The sequence below is a fragment of the Neobacillus sp. 114 genome, from assembly GCF_030127045.1.
Taxonomy (GTDB): domain Bacteria; phylum Bacillota; class Bacilli; order Bacillales; family Cytobacillaceae; genus Neobacillus; species Neobacillus rhizophilus.
Genome location: NZ_CP126144.1, coordinates 4,737,789 through 4,759,444 on the forward strand (window position 1 = coordinate 4,737,789; position 21,656 = coordinate 4,759,444).

20 protein-coding genes are annotated in these 21,656 nt (G+C 44.5%); 2 read left to right on the top strand and 18 right to left on the bottom strand.

What is annotated here, in order from left to right:
* Positions 1-46: 46 nt before the first annotated feature.
* Positions 47-208 carry a hypothetical protein gene (locus QNN06_RS23185; RefSeq protein ID WP_284036010.1) on the top strand — a complete coding sequence of 54 codons (162 nt, stop codon included), beginning with the start codon at positions 47-49 and terminating at the stop codon, positions 206-208.
* Positions 209-748: 540 nt separating this feature from the next.
* On the opposite strand, the gene QNN06_RS23190 is transcribed toward QNN06_RS23185, so the two are convergent.
* The 3 genes from QNN06_RS23190 to mce all read right to left on the bottom strand — a co-directional run bounded on the left by QNN06_RS23190 (position 749) and on the right by mce (position 3,936).
* The gene (locus QNN06_RS23190) at positions 749-1,870 is read right to left on the bottom strand and encodes a tripeptidase T (protein WP_284036011.1); all 1,122 of its coding nucleotides are present in this window, start codon (positions 1,868-1,870) and stop codon (positions 749-751) included.
* Between the two features lie 100 nt (positions 1,871-1,970).
* Complete coding sequence (locus QNN06_RS23195; protein ID WP_284036012.1) at positions 1,971-3,518, bottom strand: acyl-CoA carboxylase subunit beta; 1,548 nt, start codon at positions 3,516-3,518, stop codon at positions 1,971-1,973.
* Positions 3,519-3,522: 4 nt separating this feature from the next.
* A complete protein-coding gene (mce, locus tag QNN06_RS23200; RefSeq protein WP_284036013.1) occupies positions 3,523-3,936 on the bottom strand; it encodes a methylmalonyl-CoA epimerase in 414 nt (137 codons plus the stop codon).
* Between the two features lie 160 nt (positions 3,937-4,096).
* On the opposite strand from mce, the gene prli42 reads away from it, so the two are divergent.
* Positions 4,097-4,195: a stressosome-associated protein Prli42 gene (gene prli42, locus QNN06_RS23205; RefSeq protein ID WP_213120267.1), complete on the top strand. Its 99-nt coding sequence runs from the start codon at positions 4,097-4,099 to the stop codon at positions 4,193-4,195.
* Positions 4,196-4,347: 152 nt separating this feature from the next.
* On the opposite strand, the gene QNN06_RS23210 is transcribed toward prli42, so the two are convergent.
* From QNN06_RS23210 to yqiS, 15 genes are all read right to left on the bottom strand, one after another.
* Positions 4,348-4,857: a L,D-transpeptidase gene (locus QNN06_RS23210; RefSeq protein ID WP_372447640.1), complete on the bottom strand. Its 510-nt coding sequence runs from the start codon at positions 4,855-4,857 to the stop codon at positions 4,348-4,350.
* Positions 4,858-4,920: 63 nt separating this feature from the next.
* On the bottom strand, positions 4,921-5,643 hold the full coding sequence (locus QNN06_RS23215; protein WP_217033600.1) for an amino acid ABC transporter ATP-binding protein: 723 nt from the start codon (positions 5,641-5,643) through the stop codon (positions 4,921-4,923).
* A complete protein-coding gene (locus QNN06_RS23220; protein ID WP_213120263.1) occupies positions 5,636-6,295 on the bottom strand; it encodes an amino acid ABC transporter permease in 660 nt (219 codons plus the stop codon). The genes QNN06_RS23215 and QNN06_RS23220 overlap by 8 nt, the downstream gene beginning before the upstream one ends.
* A gap of 84 nt (positions 6,296-6,379) precedes the next feature.
* A complete protein-coding gene (locus QNN06_RS23225; RefSeq protein WP_217033602.1) occupies positions 6,380-7,165 on the bottom strand; it encodes a transporter substrate-binding domain-containing protein in 786 nt (261 codons plus the stop codon).
* A 188-nt stretch (positions 7,166-7,353) separates the two neighbouring features.
* Positions 7,354-7,791: a BrxA/BrxB family bacilliredoxin gene (locus QNN06_RS23230; RefSeq protein WP_213120261.1), complete on the bottom strand. Its 438-nt coding sequence runs from the start codon at positions 7,789-7,791 to the stop codon at positions 7,354-7,356.
* 108 nt (positions 7,792-7,899) lie between these two features.
* Entirely contained in the window at positions 7,900-9,024 is a 1,125-nt protein-coding gene (meaB, locus tag QNN06_RS23235; RefSeq protein WP_213120260.1) for a methylmalonyl Co-A mutase-associated GTPase MeaB, read from the bottom strand.
* Positions 9,025-11,166, bottom strand: a complete 2,142-nt coding sequence (scpA, locus tag QNN06_RS23240) for a methylmalonyl-CoA mutase (protein WP_481819268.1) — start codon at positions 11,164-11,166, stop codon at positions 9,025-9,027.
* A gap of 37 nt (positions 11,167-11,203) precedes the next feature.
* Positions 11,204-13,060, bottom strand: a complete 1,857-nt coding sequence (locus tag QNN06_RS23245; RefSeq protein ID WP_284036015.1) for a methylmalonyl-CoA mutase subunit beta — start codon at positions 13,058-13,060, stop codon at positions 11,204-11,206.
* A gap of 507 nt (positions 13,061-13,567) precedes the next feature.
* Entirely contained in the window at positions 13,568-14,872 is a 1,305-nt protein-coding gene (locus QNN06_RS23250) for a dihydrolipoamide acetyltransferase family protein (protein WP_284036016.1), read from the bottom strand.
* Positions 14,873-14,890: 18 nt separating this feature from the next.
* Positions 14,891-15,874 carry an alpha-ketoacid dehydrogenase subunit beta gene (locus tag QNN06_RS23255; RefSeq protein ID WP_217033610.1) on the bottom strand — a complete coding sequence of 328 codons (984 nt, stop codon included), beginning with the start codon at positions 15,872-15,874 and terminating at the stop codon, positions 14,891-14,893.
* Between the two features lie 11 nt (positions 15,875-15,885).
* Positions 15,886-16,890 (bottom strand): thiamine pyrophosphate-dependent dehydrogenase E1 component subunit alpha, encoded by a 1,005-nt coding sequence (locus QNN06_RS23260; protein ID WP_284036017.1) that lies wholly within the window; start codon positions 16,888-16,890, stop codon positions 15,886-15,888.
* A gap of 42 nt (positions 16,891-16,932) precedes the next feature.
* Positions 16,933-18,354, bottom strand: coding sequence for a dihydrolipoyl dehydrogenase (gene lpdA / locus QNN06_RS23265; protein WP_217033613.1), 1,422 nt, complete (start codon positions 18,352-18,354; stop codon positions 16,933-16,935).
* Positions 18,355-18,375: 21 nt separating this feature from the next.
* A complete protein-coding gene (gene buk / locus QNN06_RS23270) occupies positions 18,376-19,479 on the bottom strand; it encodes a butyrate kinase (protein ID WP_213120253.1) in 1,104 nt (367 codons plus the stop codon).
* Between the two features lie 105 nt (positions 19,480-19,584).
* Positions 19,585-20,688 carry a branched-chain amino acid dehydrogenase gene (bcd, locus tag QNN06_RS23275; protein WP_284036018.1) on the bottom strand — a complete coding sequence of 368 codons (1,104 nt, stop codon included), beginning with the start codon at positions 20,686-20,688 and terminating at the stop codon, positions 19,585-19,587.
* Between the two features lie 35 nt (positions 20,689-20,723).
* Positions 20,724-21,623 (bottom strand): phosphate butyryltransferase, encoded by a 900-nt coding sequence (yqiS, locus tag QNN06_RS23280; RefSeq protein ID WP_213120251.1) that lies wholly within the window; start codon positions 21,621-21,623, stop codon positions 20,724-20,726.
* Positions 21,624-21,656 lie beyond the last annotated feature (33 nt).

The following is a 21,656-nucleotide window of genomic DNA, read 5'->3' on the forward strand; positions in this document are numbered from 1 at the left end:
TCGTTTCCCTTTATTATACACCACTGCGCTGGGTGCTTGGGAATGGATGGATTCTTTTCAAATTTTACCGGAGGCTTTTCTGGCTGGCCTTTTTGGGCAAAAAGGGGCACTATTTTTACCGCTAGCTCGCTTGCAACTCCTCTTCGGGCAAAATAAGGCCGCTATTTTTACCGCCGGCCCTCTTGTAACTCCTCTTCGGGCAAAATAAGGCTGCTATTTTTACCGCCGGCCCTCTTGCAACTCCTCTTCGGGCAAAATAGGGCCGCTATTTTTACCGCCAGCCCTCTTGCAACTCCTCTTCGGACAAAATAAGGCCGCTATTTTTACCGCCAGCCCTCTTGCAACTCCTCTTCGGACAAAATAAGGCCGCTATTTTTACCACCAGCCCTCTTGCAACTCCTCTTCGGACAAAATAAGGCCGCTATTTTTACCACCAGCCCTCTTGCAACTCCTCTTCGGGCAAAATAAGGCCGCTATTTTTACCGCCGGCCCTCTTGCAACTCCTCTTCGGGCAAAATAAGGCTGCTATTTTTACCACCGCCCTTTTGCAACTCCTCTTCGGGCAAAATAGGGCCGCTATTTTTACCGCCGGCCCTTTTGCAACTCCTCTTCGGGCAAAATAGGGCCGCTATTTTTACCACCTGCTACGCTTGTAACACCCTTCGGATAAATTTGAACCAATTTTGACAGTATAACCTTTTAAAGAAAAGGAGAACCCTAAAAAACAAGGCTCTCCCCTCAAATTAACTTATTGATTTGTCACTTCATCAATGATCGCCAGGACCATTTCCCCAAGCTTGTAAAGCTCTTCAATCGGCATGCGCTCATTGGTAGTGTGGATTTCTTCGTAACCGACAGCGAGGTTCACTGTTGGAATGCCGAAGCCTGCGATGACGTTGGCGTCGCTGCCGCCGCCGCTGTGCTGCAACTCGCAGCTGCGGCCAATTTTAGCAGCTGCTTTACGGGCGATTTCCACTACCTGGTCACCTTCGCCAAATTTAAAGCCCGGATACATCACTTCTACATTCACCTCAGCGCGGCCGCCCATTTCTGAAGCAACCGTTTCAAAGGCTTCCTTCATTTTCGCAGCCTGCGCTTCCATTTTTTCGGGAATCAATGAACGGGCTTCAGCCAAAATGTCTACCCGGTCGCAGACAATGTTTGTCGCTTGGCCGCCTTCAAAGCGTCCAATATTAGCAGTTGTCTCGTGGTCAATTCGCCCTAATGGCATTCTCGCGATAGACTTTGCCGCAATTGTAATGGCAGAAACACCTTTTTCCGGTGCAACCCCCGCATGGGCTGTTTTTCCATAGATAACCGTTTTAATCTTCGCCTGGGTCGGTGCGGCCACAACCACGTTTCCGACTAACCCATCGCTGTCAAGCGCGTAGCCATATTTGGCCTTAACCAATGACGGATCCAAAGCTTTTGCCCCGACAAGGCCGGATTCTTCCCCAGCGGTAATCACGAATTGAATTTGTCCATGTTCAATGTTTTGTTCCTTCAAGACTCGAATCACTTCTAACATAACAGACAAACCTGTTTTGTCATCTGCTCCAAGAATAGTCGTTCCATCGGTCACAATATAACCGTCTTTAATCGAAGGCTTAACCCCCTTAGCAGGCACAACTGTATCCATATGAGAAGTAAAATAAATTGGGTCTACTCCTTCTTTCGTTGCCGCAAGGGTGCAGACTAAGTTGCCGGCGCCATGTCCGGTAACGCCTGTTGTATCATCCTCATATACGTCTAGTCCCAGGTCGCTGAACTTTTTCTTTAACACTTTAGCAATTTCGGCCTCATGTTTAGTTTCCGAATCAATTTGAACCAGTTCTAAAAATTCATTTAAAAGACGTTCTTGGTTAATCATTTGCCGAAGCCTCCAATATATGTACTTTACTTTTTCAGTATACCTTTTTTTCAAACGAGTCTACAAATGAAAGGACCATTAAAAATGGTCCTGAAAAAATCTACAGCGGAATATTTCCGTGCTTTTTATATGGTCTCGATTCTTTCTTCGATCTTAGCATTTCTAAAGCTTGGATTAATTTGATTCTAGTTTCGCGCGGGTCAATGACGTCATCTACCATTCCCCTGGATGCCGCTACATAAGGGTTCGCAAATTTCTCACGGTATTCCTCTATTTTTTGCTGCCTAGTCTGTTCGGGGTTATCACTGTTTTGGATTTCCTTTGCGAAAATAATATTAGCTGCTCCCTGCGGACCCATGACTGCAATCTCCGCATTCGGCCAGGCAAACACAAGATCCGCCCCAATCGACTTACTGTTAAGCGCCACATACGCGCCGCCGTAGGCTTTGCGCAGAATAACCGTCAACTTCGGAACAGTCGCTTCCGAATAAGCAAATAAAATTTTTGCCCCATGGCGGATGATGCCGCCATGCTCCTGCTTAACGCCCGGGAAGAAACCAGTTACATCTTCAAAGGTGATAATCGGGATATTAAAAGAATCGCAGGTGCGGATGAATCGGGCAGCTTTGTCGGAAGAATCGATGTCAAGACCGCCGGCCATTACTTTTGGCTGGTTACAAACAAGTCCGACTGTTTCCCCTTTAATTCTTGCAAACCCAACAACAATATTTTTGGCAAAGTCCTTATGAATTTCCATGAAGGAATCCGCGTCAACAACCTGTTCAATAACATTTCGTACGTCGTATGGACGGACAGCATCAAAGGGAATCACATCCGTCAAATCAGGACGGTAATCTTCCTCTTCTGCCACTTCCACTCTTGGCGGTTTTTCTTCATTATTCTGCGGCAAGTAGCTCAGTAGCTTTCGTACATTTGCCAAAACTTCTTCCTCGGTTGCACCGCGGAAATGAGCATTCCCGCTGATGGTATTATGTACACCGGCACCGCCCAAGTCTTCTGCCGAAATTTTCTCCCCGGTAACGGTTTCAATAACCTTTGGCCCGGTAATGAACATTTGGCTTGTTTTTTCCACCATGAACACAAAATCGGTAATTGCGGGTGAATAAACCGCACCGCCGGCACATGGGCCCATGATGACAGAAATCTGCGGAATGACTCCGGAATAAATGGAATTGCGGTAAAAGATTTGTCCGTAGCCGTCTAAGGATACAACCCCTTCTTGAATGCGGGCACCGCCGGAATCATTCAGACCGACAAACGGTGTGCCATTTTTGGCAGCCAAATCCATTACATTAGCAATCTTTTTGGCATGCATTTCCCCCAAAGCGCCGCCAAAAACGGTAAAATCCTGTGAAAACAAATAAATTGGACGGCCATTCACTTTTCCATATCCAGTTACAACGCCATCGCCTGGCCCCTTTTGGTCTTCCATCCCAAAATCGTTTGTGCGGTGCTCAATAAATGGATTTAGTTCCACAAACGTCCCCTTATCGACTAACAGGTCAATCCGCTCGCGGGCTGTCAGCTTCCCTTTTTCGTGCTGCTTTTCAATCCGTTCATCACCGCCGCCGAGTTCTACCTCCCGGCGCTTGTCATACAGCTCGTTTAACACTTCATAGATATCCATTTTGTTACCCCTTTGTCTGTTTCTTTTCGCAAAGCTCAAATAAAACGCCCGATGCCGATTTTGGATGCATGAAGGCAATATCTGCCCCGCCAGCCCCTGGCCTTGGCACCTCATCGATCATCCTGATACCATGCTCCTTCATTTCGGCAATTCTTGCTTCAATTGATTCCACCCCAAGAGCTACATGGTGTATGCCCTCGCCGCGTCTTTCAATAAAGTTGGCAATCGTGCTCTCCTCTGAAGTAGGTTCGAGAAGCTCAAGCTTAGTCTCGCCGGCCTGCAAAAATGCCACCTTTACCTTTTGACTGGCCACTTCTTCAATTTTTAAAAGCGGGAGCTTTAACACTTCCGTATAAAAAGGAAGGGTCGCCTCAAGAGACTTTACAGCAATTCCAATATGATCGATTTTTTTAATCATTTTTAAATCCCCTTTTTTCAATTTTAACATAAATTCGACAATAACATTATTCGTGAAAAAGTTCATAAATCCTTCCTAAATTGCTGAGTTGTTCCGTTGTCCATTTGGGCTTTTCCAAGTACAATATAGATAAAACCTTTAAATAAAGGGAGGCATTTCTTTGAAAAACAAAAAATCCAGAAAAATTATTGTTTATTTAATGCTCTTTGCTATGCTGGCTTCCACTCTTCTAATTGGAATTGCCCAGTTCTTATCATAAAGAAAACTCGCCGATTGGCCAGCCCCTAAGGGCGGTTCATGAGGCGTAGTTGCACTTATGCGTTAGAAAATTATAAATTTTGGAAGAAATTTATAATTTTCTATTAGCTAAACAATTAAGGGACTGTTCGAATGACGAACAGTCCCTTTTACTTATTTAATGGCACCAGCTTCCTCCGCCAGTGCTTCAAATGATTTTTTGGATGATGTTACTAAAATTTTTGTCCCAAGCGGAATCAAAGGAAATAATGAAGTTATCACCTCATTTTGCGCCCGGATGCATCCTTGAGATACATATTTTCCAACAGATGCCGGCTGATTGGTGCCATGAATGCCGTAGATCCTGCCATCCGTTTCCCTTGCGTCAAAACCAATCCACCTAGAACCCAGCGGATTCTTCGGGTCACCCCCTGGAATGTCGCTGCGGCGATAGTATGGATTCTCTGCTTTTACCGTAATCGTAAACAGGCCCTCCGGTGTTAAATCCTCTGTCTTTCCCGTGCCGACACTGACCACGGTTTGGACTCTATTCTCACTAATAAAGGCAAGTTCATTATTACTCTTGTTAACAATTACAAATGGGTCACCTGGCAATGGGTTCGACCCCAATGGCCAAATTGGGGATAGGGAAAGTGCCATCAGGATTGACGAAAAGATTTTGATCATAATCATCCTCCTGCCGTTTTCCCCCTAGTTTGTACATTTTTCTGTCGTTCATGCACGTCGTTATAACATTTTTTCTAAGAATTCCTGTGCCCTTTTGCTCTTAGGATTCGTGAAAAATTCGTCTGGGGCGGTATCCTCGACAAGTACTCCGCCGTCAAGAAACAGAACACGGTCCGCGACTTCTCTGGCAAAGCCCATTTCATGGGTAACAATTGCCATTGTCATTCCTGTGTGGGCTAGGTATTTCATTACCTCGAGCACTTCCTTGACCATTTCCGGATCAAGTGCTGAGGTTGGCTCATCAAACAGCATTACCTCAGGCTGCATCGCTAACGCTCTTGCGATGGCCACACGCTGCTTTTGACCGCCGGATAATCTGGTTGGATATTCATTCGCTTTTTCCGATAAGCCTACTTTTTCAAGTAATTCAAAAGCGATTTTTTCCGCCTCCGCTTTTGCTAATCCTTTTACTTTAATCGGGGCATAGGTGAGATTTTGTAAAACCGTTTTGTGTGGGAATAGGTGAAAATGCTGAAACACCATTCCGACATTTTGGCGAATCTTCATGATATTGTTTTTTTTATCAGTAACATCTTGGTCCCCTACCCAGACCCTGCCGCCAGTCGGTTCTTCGAGCAGGTTCATGCAGCGTAAAAAGGTAGATTTTCCCGATCCTGACGGGCCAATGATGGCCACGACTTCACCGGAATGAATAGTCGTCGTAATGCCCTTTAACACTTCTAATTTCCCATAGCTCTTATGCAAATCTTCTACCTTAATCACTGCGTCTCATTCTCCTTTCAACCGCTTTTCCTAGGAAGGTCAAGGTGATAACCATTAAGTAATAGATTAAGCCGGCGATTAACAATGGTTCAAAATATGAGTAGTATTCTGCACCCACTTGATAGGAACGGCGCATAATGTCCAGAACCCCAATGGTGGTCACAATCGCAGACTCCTTCGTCAGAGTGATAAATTCGTTCATTAATGCAGGCAGAATGTTCTTAAGGGCCTGCGGCAAGATAATATCCCACATCATTTTTCGGTAAGGTACACCTAACGCCATTGCAGCTTCCTGCTGGCCCTTATCAACTGCGAGAATGCCGGCACGGATAATTTCGGAAATATAAGCTCCTGAATTTAGGGCAAAGGATAACACGGCCGCTGTGTACGCCTCTATCTGAAAGCCAAATATCTGCGGCGAACCAAAATAAATTAACATTAACTGTAAAACAAGCGGGGTCCCGCGAAAGATGGATGTATAAACATCGGCAATCCAGCCGAGTACTTTAAATTTGCTGATTTTAAATAATGAGAGAATAATTCCGAAGATAAACCCTAATATCCCTGCTAGAATAACAATTTTTAACGTAACAATTATTCCTTTTAAAATATAGGGCATGGAAGGAATGAATTGAGTAAAATCTAAGTTCATTCTGTGACTTTCCTTTCCTAGTAAAAATAGTAGAGACGCTTAGAAGAAAATACTTCTTCAAAAGCGTCTCCTAAATTTGAGGAATTATTCCTCGCCGCCGAACCATTTCACAATAAGTTTATCCAGTTCGCCGCTTTCCTTCATTTTCTTTAACTCTTTATTAAACTTTTCTGTTAAGTCGCTATTCTTTGGAAATGCAATGGCAGAACCTGTGTCTTCTGATTCATCATTATTGTAAATAAAGCCTTGAAGATCCTTTTCCTTTGCAAAATACCCTTTTGCTACTGTATCTTCGATAATCGCTGTATCAAATCGGCCTGCTTTAATTTCTTGAATTAAGTCAGGAACACGATTGCGATTTTCAATTTTAATATCTACTGTCTTCGCAATCTCTTTAGCTTGTCCTTCTTGAATGGAACCCAATTGGACCCCAACTGTTTTTCCTTTTAAATCCTCAAGTTTAGTAATCCCGCTGTCTTTATTTGAAACAATCATGAAACCGGCAGTATAATAAATATCACTGAAATCTACGTTTTTCTTTCTTTTTTCAGTTGGTGTCATGCCTGCTAAAACAAAGTCTGCTTGACCTGATTTAAGAGCCTGGATTAAACCGTTGAAGTCCATATCCTTAACTTCCAATTTATAACCAAGCTTGCTAGTGATCGCTTTTGCTAAATCTACATCAAACCCGATAATGTCATCGCTTTTCTTTGAATCAACATATTCAAATGGAGCATAGTCAGCAGAAGTTCCCATTACCAGAACTTTTTTACCTTCGCTCGCTTTGCTTGCCTTTTCCTCTGTACCGCATGCTGCCAGCATTCCAACTGTCAGCATCAATGATAAAGCTAAGATGATTGCTTTTTTCATGTTTGCTCTCCCCCTGAAGTATTTTATTAAAATAGTAGTTTGTGTAATTAATAATTATTCAACGTAATGAATTTTAACACATATAAATAATTATGCAAATATATTTTTAAAAATAAATAAATATTTTCCTAAAGTAATTTTTTCCATAGAAAAAGCCAACCTCATTTATAGAGATTGGCTTACCTGAATTAAATTTCTTCGCAATATTTATCGAATTCCTGCTGAAGCTTGGCAACCACTGTTGCTGGGTCAAAGCCTTCAATCTGATGTCTTTCAATCATGGAACAAATCTTTCCGTCCTTTAATAAGGCGAAGGAAGGAGAGGATGGCGGATAGCCTGTGAAATAGCTTCTTGCCTTTTCTGTCGCTTCTTTATCCTGACCGGCAAAAACCGTTACTAGATGATCTGGGCGCTTATCATAATGAACGGAGTAAGCTGCCGCTGGACGGGCAATACCGCCGGCGCAGCCGCAAACAGAATTAATCATGACTAGAGTTGTACCCTTTTGGTTTAAAGCCTCTTCAACCTCATCGGCTGTCTTAAGCTCTTGGTATCCGGCAGTGGAGATTTCCTGACGCGCCTGGCGGACAACATCATTCATAAAAATATTAAAATCCATGCTCATTGAATTCACTCCTTATGTCTTACATACCTACATCATAACAGTTAAAATATGTTTTTTTCAAATGATTATTCCTGATCTGAAAAAGAAAAGCTGCCGATGAATCGGCAGCTATTGATTAGAGTTTATAAATGTCTCATAAAGCTTTTCCACGGCTGTGGCCACAGTTACGTCCCCTGTGATGACTTCGTTTTCATACTTGGGAAGCAAATTCTTCACACCAGGGTGATGAAAGAAATGATAGTGAAGCTGATCAGTGATCATCGAATACAGCCATTCTCTGGATTGAAATTTTCTTCTTTCGTCGAAAACGCCTGAGGCTTTCACAGTGGTTTCGAAGGTTTGGATGACCTTCCAGATATCTGCGATTCCCTCGTCGGTTAAAGACGAACAGGTATAGGCTTTTGTTCCCCATCCCTTTGTGGCCGGCTGGAGAAAATGCAGGATACGGTTATATTCTTTTCTCGTTTTCTCGGCATTTTGCTTATTTGCCCCGTCCGCCTTGTGGACGATGAGGCAATCGGCCAGTTCCATAATGCCTTTTTTCATTCCCTGCAATTCGTCACCAGCACCGGTCAGGACAAGAAGCATGAAAAAGTCGACCATATCACGAATGATAACTTCACTTTGGCCTACACCGACCGTTTCTATTAATATGACATCAAAGCCAGCCGCTTCACAAATCAGCATTGCTTCCCTTGTTTTCCGGTGAACCCCGCCAAGCTTCCCCGCCGTTGGCGATGGACGAATAAATGCTTTTGGATTCCGGGCTAATTTTTCCATTCGTGTTTTATCACCCAGGATACTGCCACCGCTAATCTTTGAGCTAGGGTCAATTGCCAACACAGCAACTTTTAAGCCGAGTTCACATAGATAGGTTCCAAACGCCTCTATAAATGTGCTTTTTCCGGCCCCCGGCACCCCGGTAATGCCGATGCGAATCGACTTTCCGGAGTGCCCAAGCAGTTTTTGCAGGAGCGCTTGCGCTTTTTGAAAATGCTGTTCGGCATTGCTTTCCACAAGGGTAATCGCCCGGGCTAGCAGGCTTCGATCACCTTTTAAGACTCCTTCATACAATTCGTCTAGCGAGGGCTCAGTCGACCCGCGTTTCTGAAAACGGACATTTTTTTGAAAAGTGACTTCACCTGTAATCTGCTCCTGCCCTTTCCTAATGACAGTAGAAAATTTATCCGGCTCATCCGGGTTTGCCCATTCCGGTCTTTGTTCACCCGTCATCTAATTTGCCACTTCCTCGTAACCAAGCTGTCTATATATCTCCTTGATTACCTTTTGTGCAGCTACTGGAATAATTGTACCAGGACCAAAGATGGCAGCCGCACCATTGTCATATAAGAATTGATAATCCTGAGCGGGGATAACGCCGCCGACAACAACCAAAATATCCTCACGGCCGATTTTTTTCAATTCAGCAATAAGCTGTGGAAGGAGCGTCTTATGACCAGCAGCCAGTGAACTCATTCCGATCACGTGAACGTCATTTTCCACAGCTTGCAGGGCTGTTTCCTCCGGTGTTTGGAAGAGCGGGCCGATATCGACATCAAATCCAAGATCGGCAAATGCCGTGGAAATGACCTTCGCCCCGCGATCATGGCCGTCCTGCCCCATTTTCGCAATCAGAATCCGCGGACGTCTGCCTTCATTTTCTAGGAATTCCTCTGTCATTCTTTGGACTTCGGCAATTTCTTCCTCGTTTGTAAAAGAAGTGCTGTAGACGCCGCTGATGGAACGGATGATAGCTTTATGACGCCCCGCCGCTTTTTCTATCGCATCGGAAATTTCGCCTAGCGTCGCTCTTTCGCGTGCCGCCTTGACAGCAAGTTCTAATAGATTTCCTTCGCCAGAAGCAGCCGCATTGGCTAAAGTTATTAAAGCCTCTTGCACTTTCTGTGCATCCCGATTTGCTTTTAAGGAATTTAGTTTTTCGATTTGTTTTAAACGGACAGCTGTATTGTCAATGTCCAAAATATCAATTGGCTCTTCTTTTTCAAGCCGGTAGCGATTGACCCCAATAATCGTTTCTTTCGCAGAGTCGATTTGTGCCTGTCTCCTTGCGGCCGCCTCTTCAATTTTCATCTTTGGCAGCCCGGTTTCAATAGCCTTCGCCATTCCGCCGAGATTTTCAATCTCCTCGATATGTGTCCAAGCCCGCTTGATTAATTCATCGGTCAGTTTTTCCACATAGTAGGAGCCTGCCCACGGGTCGATAACCTTGGTTATGCCCGTTTCTTCTTGTAAAAATAACTGCGTATTACGAGCAATCCTTGCTGAAAAGTCTGTCGGCAGGGCAATCGCTTCATCCAACGCATTTGTGTGAAGAGATTGTGTGTGGCCCATTGCCGCCGCATGCGCTTCAATCAGCGTCCGGGTTACATTATTAAACGGATCCTGCTCGGTCAAACTCCATCCTGATGTTTGCGAATGGGTACGGAGTGCCATTGATTTTTCGTTTTTCGGATGGAAGGATTTCATCATTTTTGCCCAGATATATCTTGCAGCCCGCATTTTGGCCACTTCCATGAAGTAGTTCATACCGATGGCCCAGAAAAAGGACAGTCTTGGGGCAAATGAATCAATGTCGATTCCGGCTTTAAGTCCGGTTCTTACATACTCCAAGCCGTCCGCTAACGTATAAGCGAGTTCGATATCGGCAGGTGCTCCGGCCTCCTGCATATGATAGCCAGAAATACTAATGCTATTAAACTTAGGCATGTATTTGGACGTATATTCGAAGATATCGGCAATCATCTTCATCGACATTTCTGGCGGATAAATATACGTATTCCTGACCATGTACTCTTTTAGAATATCATTTTGAATCGTTCCGGACAGTTTTTCCTGGCTGACTCCCTGTTCTTCGGCCGTTACGATGTAAAAAGCCAGTACCGGAAGAACGGCGCCATTCATCGTCATGGAAACGGACATTTGATCGAGCGGAATCCCTTCAAAGAGGGTTTTCATATCGAGCACTGAATCAATTGCCACTCCAGCTTTGCCAACGTCACCAACTACCCTTGGATGGTCAGAGTCATAGCCGCGGTGAGTGGCCAGGTCAAATGCCACCGATAAGCCTTTTTGCCCCATCGCCAGATTGCGGCGGTAAAAGGCGTTACTCTCTTCGGCAGTGGAGAAGCCGGCATACTGCCTGACTGTCCAAGGACGGTTCACATACATGGTCGGATATGGTCCCCTTGTATATGGAGGAAGCCCCGGCAGGCTGCCGAGCTGTTCTGTCCCTTCTCGGTCTTCTTTTGTATAAATCGGTTTTAGCTTTATTTGCTCATTGGTTTCGAACAGTAAATCATCAAGAGAGGATGCAATCTCTCTATCGACTTTTTCCCGCCATGCTTCTTCCGTGATAAAATTCTGGTTCTCAAACAGTTTTGCGTTTTGAAAATCAGGCTTTTGTTTGTTCAAGAGAGTTCACCTCCATGTCAGATAGGATTTCATCGATGGTTTCACAGCAATTGCTTTTTACATGAATAAACTGCTTTACTCCCTCTTCGTACCACTGGGCCTGCAGTTCTTTTTCAGGAAGCCCAGCTAGAAGGAAGATTAGGTTTGGAAACTCAGATTTTAACGCTGTCAGCATTTCATGTCCGGTTTGTTCGTACTGTTCATTTGTTCCGCAAATGCAGACAAAGTTAGTTTTTAAGTCTACGATAAATTGTCTGGCATCCTCTATCGTGTGGACCAGCTTGCTTTCAGCAGGATGGATTCCTCCAGCTGCAAGGAAGCCCTTCATGAAATCAAGTCTTGGTTTATACTGCTTTAGTTCGCCAAGACATAGCATGCCGACTGAAGGTGCAGCACCTGTTTTTTCCTGTAATAGGTTTGCCTTGAAGCGAAGCTCCTCATATGGTCCTGCTAATCTGTGCTGAGGGATGGCCTCAAAGTCTTTGGTGGCTGCGGCAATTTTTATTGGTTGCTTTTGGCTAGGTACCGCTTCATCCAATTTTGCATAAACATTAGTCCCGACGATACTTTGCTTTCTTGTTTGAATATCGAGGTTCTTTTTTTCATAAACAGTAGCGATTTGCTGTTGAAGCCAGTTTGACTTTAATGTCTCCAAAATGCCTCCCGCAGCCTCAATTTCCTTGAAAAATTCCCATGCACTTTCCGCTAACTGATTGGTCAGCGTCTCCACATACCAAGAGCCGCCTGCGGGGTCAACCACCTTCTGCAAGTGTGCTTCTTCTTTTAAAATTAGCTGGATATTGCGGGCAATCCTCTCAGAGAAAGAAGTAGGCCCGGTCAATTCATTAAACGGATCCACATGCAAATATTGGGCGCCCCCTAAAACGGCGGCAAATGCCTCGTTGGCGGACCGAAGGATATTGACATGATGGTCAAAAACAGTTTTTGTAAAAGATGAGGTTGTGGCAGCAATCTGCATACCCCTTGCTTCCGCTTCGGCACCGTAAAGTTCCGCAATCCGCATCCAGAGTACGCGGGCTGCTCTAAGCTTGGAGAGTTCCATAAAAAAGTTGCTGCCGATGGAAAATTGGAAAATCATTTTTGATAGAGCTTTTTCAATGTTCATGCCATTATCAAGAAGCTCCTGTAAGTAATAGACTCCTGTGGCTGCAGCGATCCCGAGCTCTTGAACAGCGTTAGCTCCGCCATTATGGTACGGAGTGGTGTCAACAAGAACAGTACGTAAATCAGGAAACTTTCCATCTGCTTGCAGGATTTGACTTGTCCGTTCTTTAAGTAATTCCTCTTGGATTGATCCAACTTCTGCAAATAGGGAAACAGGGTCATTGCCTATGTAGCCTGTAAGGTTTGTTCCATCACTATACTGGCCGGCAAGATTTTTTAAAATGTCATTCTGTTCCCATCTGGCGTTGATAGCAAATGGGTATTTTTTCTCTAAACCCGCCAATAAATCTGGAAAACTATTGTTTTTCGAAACTTCAAAGGAAAGCGCAGTTTGTCCCTTTTCAATGGCCACTTGAAGCTTTTGTTTAAGTTCCTCGGGTGTTTGATAAGATATTTTCTGGGCAACTTTCCATTCGTCTGTTACATATCCTAATGGGGCAATTCCCCTTCTAAAATCAGATCCTCCAGGATAGTCAGGTACCTGTTGTTCGTCCTGCTCGGTATAAAGCGGTTTCAAAACAATGTCCTCATAGGTGGTACTTTGTAATAATTCAGCCTTTTTCCCTTTTAATGATTTCTCGGCCTGTTCCTTCCAATCATCTATTGTTTTTACAGGGAAAGACTGGTTACGTATATTTTCCAAACTCCTCATCCCCCTTCTGCATTTTATTGAACTAATATTCAATTAATTCTATTTTAGGGTACAACCTCGATTCAGGCAACCGTTATAATTGAGGGGATTTTGGTGTTTCCGTTTTTATTGGGAATTTTCCTGGCATATTAAGGGGTTTTGTACTTGATTTGGTTATGAAGGACATTTTCATGGTTTCCTCAGTGGATTTTGTCCTTCATTCACCTTATGAAGGACATTTTCATGCTTTCCTCAGTGGATTTTGTCCTTCATCCGCCTTATGAAGGACATTTTCATGCTTTCCTCAGTGGATTTTGTCCTTCATCCGCCTTATGAAGGACATTTTCATGCTTTCCTCAGTGGATTTTGTCCTTCATCCGCCTTATGAAGGACATTTTCATGCTTTCCTCAGTGGATTTTGTCCTTCATTCACCTTATGAAGGACTTTCCCCTTCTTAAGAACAATTTTGTCTTTAAGAACTAATCAAGCCGCCAATTAAAAAATCGGCGGCATTATCAGTATGATTATTAATAAATAGTTGTATTATCTTTAGACATATTTTCAATAATCCCTTTCACCCTAGCCAGGAACCGGCCGCAAACAAGCCCGTCAAGAACACGGTGATCTAAAGACATACAAAGATTAACCATATCACGAACAGCAATCATCCCGTTATTCATGACAACAGGGCGTTTCACAATCGATTCGACCTGTAGGATTGCGGCCTGCGGATAGTTGATGATGCCCATAGATTGAACAGAACCGAATGAGCCCGTATTGTTGACGGTAATCGTTCCACCTTGCATATCCTCCGAACGAAGCTTTCCGGACCGCACCTTCAAGGCAAGATCAGAGATTTCACGGGCAATACCTTTAATTGTTTTCTCATCGGCATTTTTGATGACAGGCACGAATAACGCGTCATCTGTGGCGACTGCAATCGAAATATTGATATCCTTCTTTTGAATAATCTTGTCGCCGGCCCACATCGAATTAATCTGCGGGAATTCTTTTAGAGCTTGAGAAACGGCTTTAACAAAGAAAGCAAAGAACGTTAGATTGAAGCCTTCTTTTTTCTTGAATTCATCTTTTATGGAATTGCGGTAGTCAACAAGGTTGGTGGCATCGACTTCCACCATTGTCCAGGCATGCGGTATTTCATGCTTGCTGCGCAGCATGTTCGTGGCAATCGCTTTGCGAACGCCAGTAACTGGAATTTCGATATCTCCCGCTAACACCGGAACCGATACGGCAGGTGCCGGCGCAATAGCTGCTGGAGCAGGCTGACTTGGAGCCGCTGCCTCCTGAACAGGCAGTTTACTAGCTGCTTGCACTGGTGCCTCCGCTTTTTGTCCTGCTGCTGGAATATTACCAGACTCAATGATTTGCAATAAATCCTTACGAGTTATCCTGCCCCCAGCACCGGTACCTAAAACCTGCGTTAAATCAATGCCATGCTCCTGAGACAACTTAAGAACAGCAGGCGAATACCTGGCCCGATTCCCCTGATCCACAGGAGTGGCAATTCCGTTCCCTCCAACCGGTTTTTGTTCAGGTGCGGAAACAGCTGCCTCCGGAGCAGGAGCGCCGCCTTCCGTTTCGATCGTACAGATAATCTCCCCAACAGCCATTGTATCGCCTTCTGCAGCAATGAGTTCCTTAATCACACCTGAAAAAGAAGAAGGAACTTCCGCGTTAACCTTATCTGTCATCACCTCTGCCAGAGGGTCGTATTTATTTACCTTATCTCCAACAGAGACTAACCATTTGCTGATCGTACCTTCCGTTACACTTTCGCCTAACTGCGGCATTTTAATTTGTTCAGTTGCCACTATTTCATCCTCCTAAAACTAAAACTCCGCAAGCTCGCGCATTGCTTTTTCGACCTTATCAGGATTCACCATAAAGAATTTTTCCATTGTTGGCGCATATGGCATTGCTGGAACATCCGGACCAGCTAACCTTTTTATCGGAGCGTCCAGTTCAAACAGGCAATGCTCGGCAATAATGGCGGCAACCTCACTCATAATGCTGCCTTCTTTATTGTCCTCTGTGACAAGCAGTACCTTGCCTGTTTTCGATGCTGCTTCGATAATCGCTTCTTTATCTAGCGGATAAACAGTACGCAAATCCAAAATATGCGCAGATATGCCATCTTTGGCTAATTTCTCTGCCGCTTGCAGGGCAAAATGCACGCAAAGCCCGTAAGTGATAACGGTGATGTCCTCTCCTTCACGCTTTACATCTGCTTTACCAATTGGCAGGGTATAATCTTCGGTAGGCACTTCACCTTTAATTAAGCGGTAGGCCCGTTTATGCTCGAAAAATAACACCGGGTCATTATCGCGAATGGCAGCTTTTAAAAGTCCCTTTACATCATATGGGGTGGATGGCATCACAATTTTTAAGCCTGGCTGATTTGCAAATACGGCCTCAACTGATTGTGAATGATACAAAGCTCCATGAACGCCGCCGCCATATGGGGCGCGGATCACAATCGGACAGCTCCAATCGTTATTAGAACGATAGCGGATCTTTGCCGCCTCGGAAATAATTTGGTTTACTGCGGGCATAATAAAATCAGCGAACTGCATTTCCGCAATTGGCCGCATTCCGTACATGGCGGCCCCGATTCCGACACCAGCTATCGCTGATTCCGCCAGCGGCGTATCAATTACGCGCTCTTCACCAAATTGTTCATACAGTCCTTGTGTAGCCTTAAAAACGCCGCCTTTTCGCCCCACATCTTCACCAAGAACAAAAACTCGTGAGTCTCTCTCCATTTCCTCGCGAATAGCCATAGTAACTGCATCAATATATGAAATAACTGCCATATTTCCTCCCCCTAACGATCCCCGTATACATATTTCAATGCATCCTCTGGCGCTGCATAAGGCGCATTTTCTGCATAGTCAGTGGCTTCATTGACGATTTGCATGACGCGGTCATTGATTTCCTGCTCCAATACATCATTCAACACGCCGGTTTCCTTCAGATATGCACCAAAGGTGATGATTGGATCCTGCGATTTTGCCTTTGCTACCTCATCAGGCGCCCGGTATGAGCGGTCATCATCGTCAGAAGAATGCGGAGTTAAACGATAAGAAACAGTTTCAACTAAAGTCGGGCCCTCGCCGCGGCGCCCGCGCTCGGCCGCTTCCTTAACAACTTTATAAACCTCTAACGGGTCATTGCCGTCTACTGTATAGCCGGGCATGCCATAACCGATGGCACGGTCAGAAACCTTCTCACACCCCAATTGTTTTTCAATTGGCACAGATATCGCATATTTATTATTTTCACACATTAAAATAACCGGGAGTTTATGAACACCAGCAAAGTTGGCACCCTCATGGAAATCCCCCTGATTCGAGGATCCTTCCCCGAACGTAACAAAGGAAACAAAGTCCTTCTTCTCCATTTTACCAGCAAGAGAAATCCCCACCGCATGAGGAACTTGCGTAGTTACCGGCGATGAACCGGTGACGATCCGATTCTTCTTTTGCCCAAAATGTCCCGGCATCTGCCGTCCTCCGGAGTTAGGGTCCTCTGCTTTGGCGAAACCTGACAGCATCAACTCTTTTGGCGTCATCCCAAACGTTAATACAACACCCATATCACGGTAATAGGGCAATACATAGTCTTTTTCCCGGTCTAGGGCAAAGGCAGCACCTACCTGTGCAGCCTCCTGCCCTTGGCAGGATATTACAAATGGTATTTTACCTGCACGGTTCAACAGCCACATCCGCTCATCGATACGGCGGGCCAAAAGCATCGTTTCAAACATTTCCAGCACTTTTTCATCGCTTAAGCCTAAAGCTTCATGACGCTTTTCCACCATTAACTTCATTCCTCCCGTTTGTTCGCTTTAAATCATTTCTCTTCCAAAAACCTATCCATGTATGGCCTTCCCATCAACAGCCAATGCCGCCTCGCCAATTGCTTCCGAAAGGGTTGGATGAGGATGGATGGTGTGGGCAATTTCCCATGGTACAGCATCTAGCACCATCGCAAGGCCGGCTTCCGAAATCATATCAGTAACATGAGGACCAATCATATGCACCCCTAAAATATCATCGGTCTCCTCATCGGCAATAATTTTAACAAATCCATCTGCTTCACCGAATACAAGGGCTTTCCCAATTGCTCGGAAAGAAAATTTCCCCACCTTTACTTTATGCCCATTTTCCTTTGCTTGATTCTCGGTAATGCCGACACTGGAAACCTCCGGACTGCTGTAAATGCATCTGGAAACTAGGTCATAATTAAGCGGTGACGTTTTTTCAGCAGCAATATGCTCGACAGCAATAATCCCTTCATGCGAGGCAACATGGGCAAGCTGCAGCCCGCCTATCACATCACCAATGGCATATATATGGGATTCTTTTGTTTGGAAAACCTCATTCGTTACAATAAAACCTTTTTCAATTTGAATCTCTGTATTATCAAGTCCAATGCCCTCTGTATTGGACTGCCGCCCTACCGAAACAAGCAGCTTTTCCGCTTTGAACTCTTTCACTGAACCCTTTACTTCTGCCGAGATGGCCACTCCATTATCTTTCACCAATGTTTCAGGAAGAACTTTTGCGCTTGTAATAATATTAATCTTCCGCTTCTTCATCAAACGCTGCATTTCTTTCGAAATCTCGTGATCCTCCGTCGGTATGATTCGGTCCGCGTACTCAAGAACCGTCACCTCTACACCAAAATCGGAAAGCATCGAGGCCCACTCAATTCCAATTACTCCACCGCCTACAATAATGATCGAGCTGGGAAGGGCTTCAAGCTGAAGGGCTTCATCAGAGGACATGACGTATTCGCCGTCAATGTCAAGACCTGGCAATGTCCGGGGTCTTGACCCGGTCGCGATAATGACATTCTTCGGTATGAGCATTTCATTTTCAGAACCATTGTTCATTTCAACGGAAATGGTCCCTGGCATCGGCGAAAAAATCGAAGGTCCCAATATCCGGCCAATTCCTTCAAAAACATCGATTTTCCCCTGCTTCATTAGATGCTGGACACCTTTATGCAACTGGTCAATAATTTTGTTTTTTCGTTCTTGAACCTTGCCAAAATTAACCGAAACATCTCCAGTGATCACACCGAATTCATCGCTACGCTTTGCCGTTGCAAACACTTCCGCACTTCTGAGCAGTGCCTTACTTGGAATACAGCCTTTATGAAGACAGGTACCTCCAAGTTTGCCTTTTTCAACAATTGCTGTTTTCAAACCAAGCTGTGAGGCGCGGATCGCCGCTACATAGCCGCCGGTCCCTCCGCCAAGTATGACCAAATCATATTCTTGTGCCATTTGGTTCCCTCCCAAATTCCCCTAAATTTTCACTGTTTTAAATTTCCCTGGGTAATCCTTAACCTCTTCTTCTCCGAGTAAGACACGAAGTGCCCCTTCTGCTAACGCCTGCAGCTCATTTTCACCCGGGTGGACAATTACGTCTGCAATCCAGTTTATCCGATCAATAATTGATTTAACAAATTCTTTACCATATGCCAAGCCGCCTGTTAAACAAATAGCATCTACTTTTCCGGACAGAACAGCGCTGGCAGAGCCAATTTCTTTTGCCACCTGGTACGCCATTGCCTCATAGATTAGCTTTGCCTCCTGATCTCCAACCGCGATTCGTTGCTCAACCTGCAGTGCATCATTTGTACCAAGGTACCCGACAAGCCCGCCTTGGCCGACCAGCTTTTTCATAATTTCTTCCCTGAAATATTCACCTGAATAGCATAAAGCTACTAAATCACCAGCCGGAACCGTTCCGGCACGCTCCGGACTGAAGGGACCATCGCCATTGAGGCCATTATTGACATCGACGACCCTGCCCTGTTTATGTACTCCGATGGTAATTCCGCCCCCCATATGGGTAACAATCAAATTTAATTCGCTGTATTTTTTTCCAAGCTCTTTGGCAGCCCGTCTGGCGACAGCTTTTTGATTTAACGCATGAAAAATGCTTTTTCTTTCGATTAATGAAAAGCCTGAGATTCTGGCGATGGGGTCAAGCTCATCGACAACAACCGGGTCTACAATATATGAAGGAATATTAAGTCCCAAACCGATTTCAAAGGCAATGATACCGCCGAGATTAGATGCATGCTGACCTGAATAACCTTTCTTAAGGTCTTCTAGCATTTGGCTGTTAACTGCATATGTTCCGCCCTCGATTGGACGCAGCAAGCCGCCACGCCCACAGACAGCGTTTAATTTCGAAAGATTGATTCCTGCATGATCCAGTGTCTCCAAAATCATATTCTTTCTGAATTCATACTGGTCAATAATATTAGCAAAAGTATTAAGAATCTCTATGTCATGTCGAAGGTTTTTTTCAAAAATGGAAATTTCATTATCGAATATTCCAATTTTTGTGGAGGTGGAACCGGGGTTTATGACGAGAATTCGATATTCTTTATTTGGCAACGGATAAACCTCCAATTTACTTCTGAAACACTTGGCTTTCGAATATTAAAGGCAAAGACGCTGAATTTTCCCATTCAGCGCTTTTCCAAAGTATTTCAGTTGTTTCTATCTAGTTCTTCTTCTGCTTAAAATATTGTGGCCATTTTGCAGGAATTGGCTTCTGGAATTGCGCATTCTCTCAATCCGTTCCTCTGCCATGCGGTCTGCCGCCACGTAGGTTGGAATGCCATCCCGCTTAGAAATTTCAATCACTTTTTCAATGCTGTTGTAGATGGTTTCTACTTTTTTCATAGCGCGCTCATAGTTATAGCCATATAATTCATCCGCAACATTGATGACTCCGCCCGCATTTATGACGTAATCAGGTGCATATACGATTCCCATTTCATGAATGAGGTCACCATGACGGGTTTCTTTTAATTGGTTATTAGCAGAACCAGCAATTACTTTTGCTTTCAATTGTGGGATCGTATCGTCATTAACCGTTGCACCTAGAGCACATGGAGCATAAATATCACACTCTACTCTATAGATTTCATTTGGGTCCACTGCACGGGCGCCAAATTCTTCTACTGCACGGTTAACGGCTTCCCTATTTATATCTGTAACGATTAACTGGGCACCTTCTTCATGTAAATGACGGCAAAGACTATAAGCTACATTTCCAACCCCTTGGATTGCGACTACCTTTCCTTCAAGGGAATCAGAACCAAATGCCGCCTTCGCTGCGGCTTTCATTCCACGGTATACACCGTATGCCGTTACCGGAGAAGGATTTCCTGATGAACCGAATGCGGGAGAAATACCAGTAACATAGTCAGTTTCTTCATGAATCAAGTCCATGTCCGCAACAGTTGTTCCAACGTCTTCCGCTGTAATATAGCGTCCATTTAAGCCTTGAACATATCGACCGAAAGCACGGAACATTTCTTCGTTTTTATCCTTGCGCGGATCGCCGATGATAACCGTTTTACCGCCGCCAAGATTTAATCCTGCTGCCGCATTTTTGTATGTCATCCCTTTAGCCAGTCTTAACGCATCTTCGATTGCCGCTTCTTCTGATTCATATGTCCACATCCGTGTACCGCCAAGTGCCGGTCCCAAGGTTGTATCATGAATGGCGATAATCGCTTTTAATCCGGATTGTTTATCTTGGCAGAACACTACCTGCTCATAATCATATTGCTCTAGGTACTTAAAAATTTCCATGTTAATTCCTCCTCTGAAAAATAAGCGTACTAGTACTATACAGAACACAATGCCAATGCCAGCGAATATAGCTTGCTCTCAGCCGAATCGGCTCTTGAAGTCAAGACGATCGGTGCTTTTGCTCCTGAGATGACGGCACCCACTTTGGCATTTGCAAAATAAATTAATGATTTATATAAGGCATTTCCAACTTCAATCGCAGGTACTAATAGAATGTCAGCTTCCCCTGCAACCTCGCTCTGAATCCCTTTGTGCTCGGCAGCAAGCGCCGAGATGGCGTTATCCAATGCAAGCGGGCCATCAATAAGGCAGCCTTTTATTTGTCCCCTTCTGTTCATCATGGTTAACGCAGCAGCATCCAGGGTTGCCTGCATGGCAGGGTTTACTTCTTCGACAGCCGCAATCGGCGCGATCTTTGGGGTTTCAATCCCAATAGCCTTTGCCAAAGAGACGGCATTGTTGGTGATTTGAACCTTTTGCTGTAAATCCGGAGCAATATTCATAGCTGCGTCCGTTACGATAATAAAGCGTTCAAATCCTGGTACTTCGAATACTGCCGTGTGGGATAGTACATTCCCTGTCCGTAAGCCAAATTCCTTATTTAAAACAGATTTTAAAATAATATTAGTAGGAAGATTCCCCTTCATTAACACATGAGCCTCTTTGCTTGAGACAGCTTTAACAGCGAAATCTGCCGCTTCGGCTAATGAGGCAGTATGGATAATCGTAAGACGATTCTCGCTATTTGCATCTATCCCTTTCAATTGAAGGATGGGTTTGATTTTTTCTTGATCACCAAATAGTAAAAAATGAGCCAGGTTACGATTTAGCGCATCAAGGACTGCTTCAATCACTTCCTCGTCTTCTGCAGCCGCGACTGCAACTGTTTTAGCATCATTTTGGGTTGCTTTGTCAATCAATGTTTCAAGCAGCAAGCTATCATCAACCCTTTCACCTTTCCTGCAACT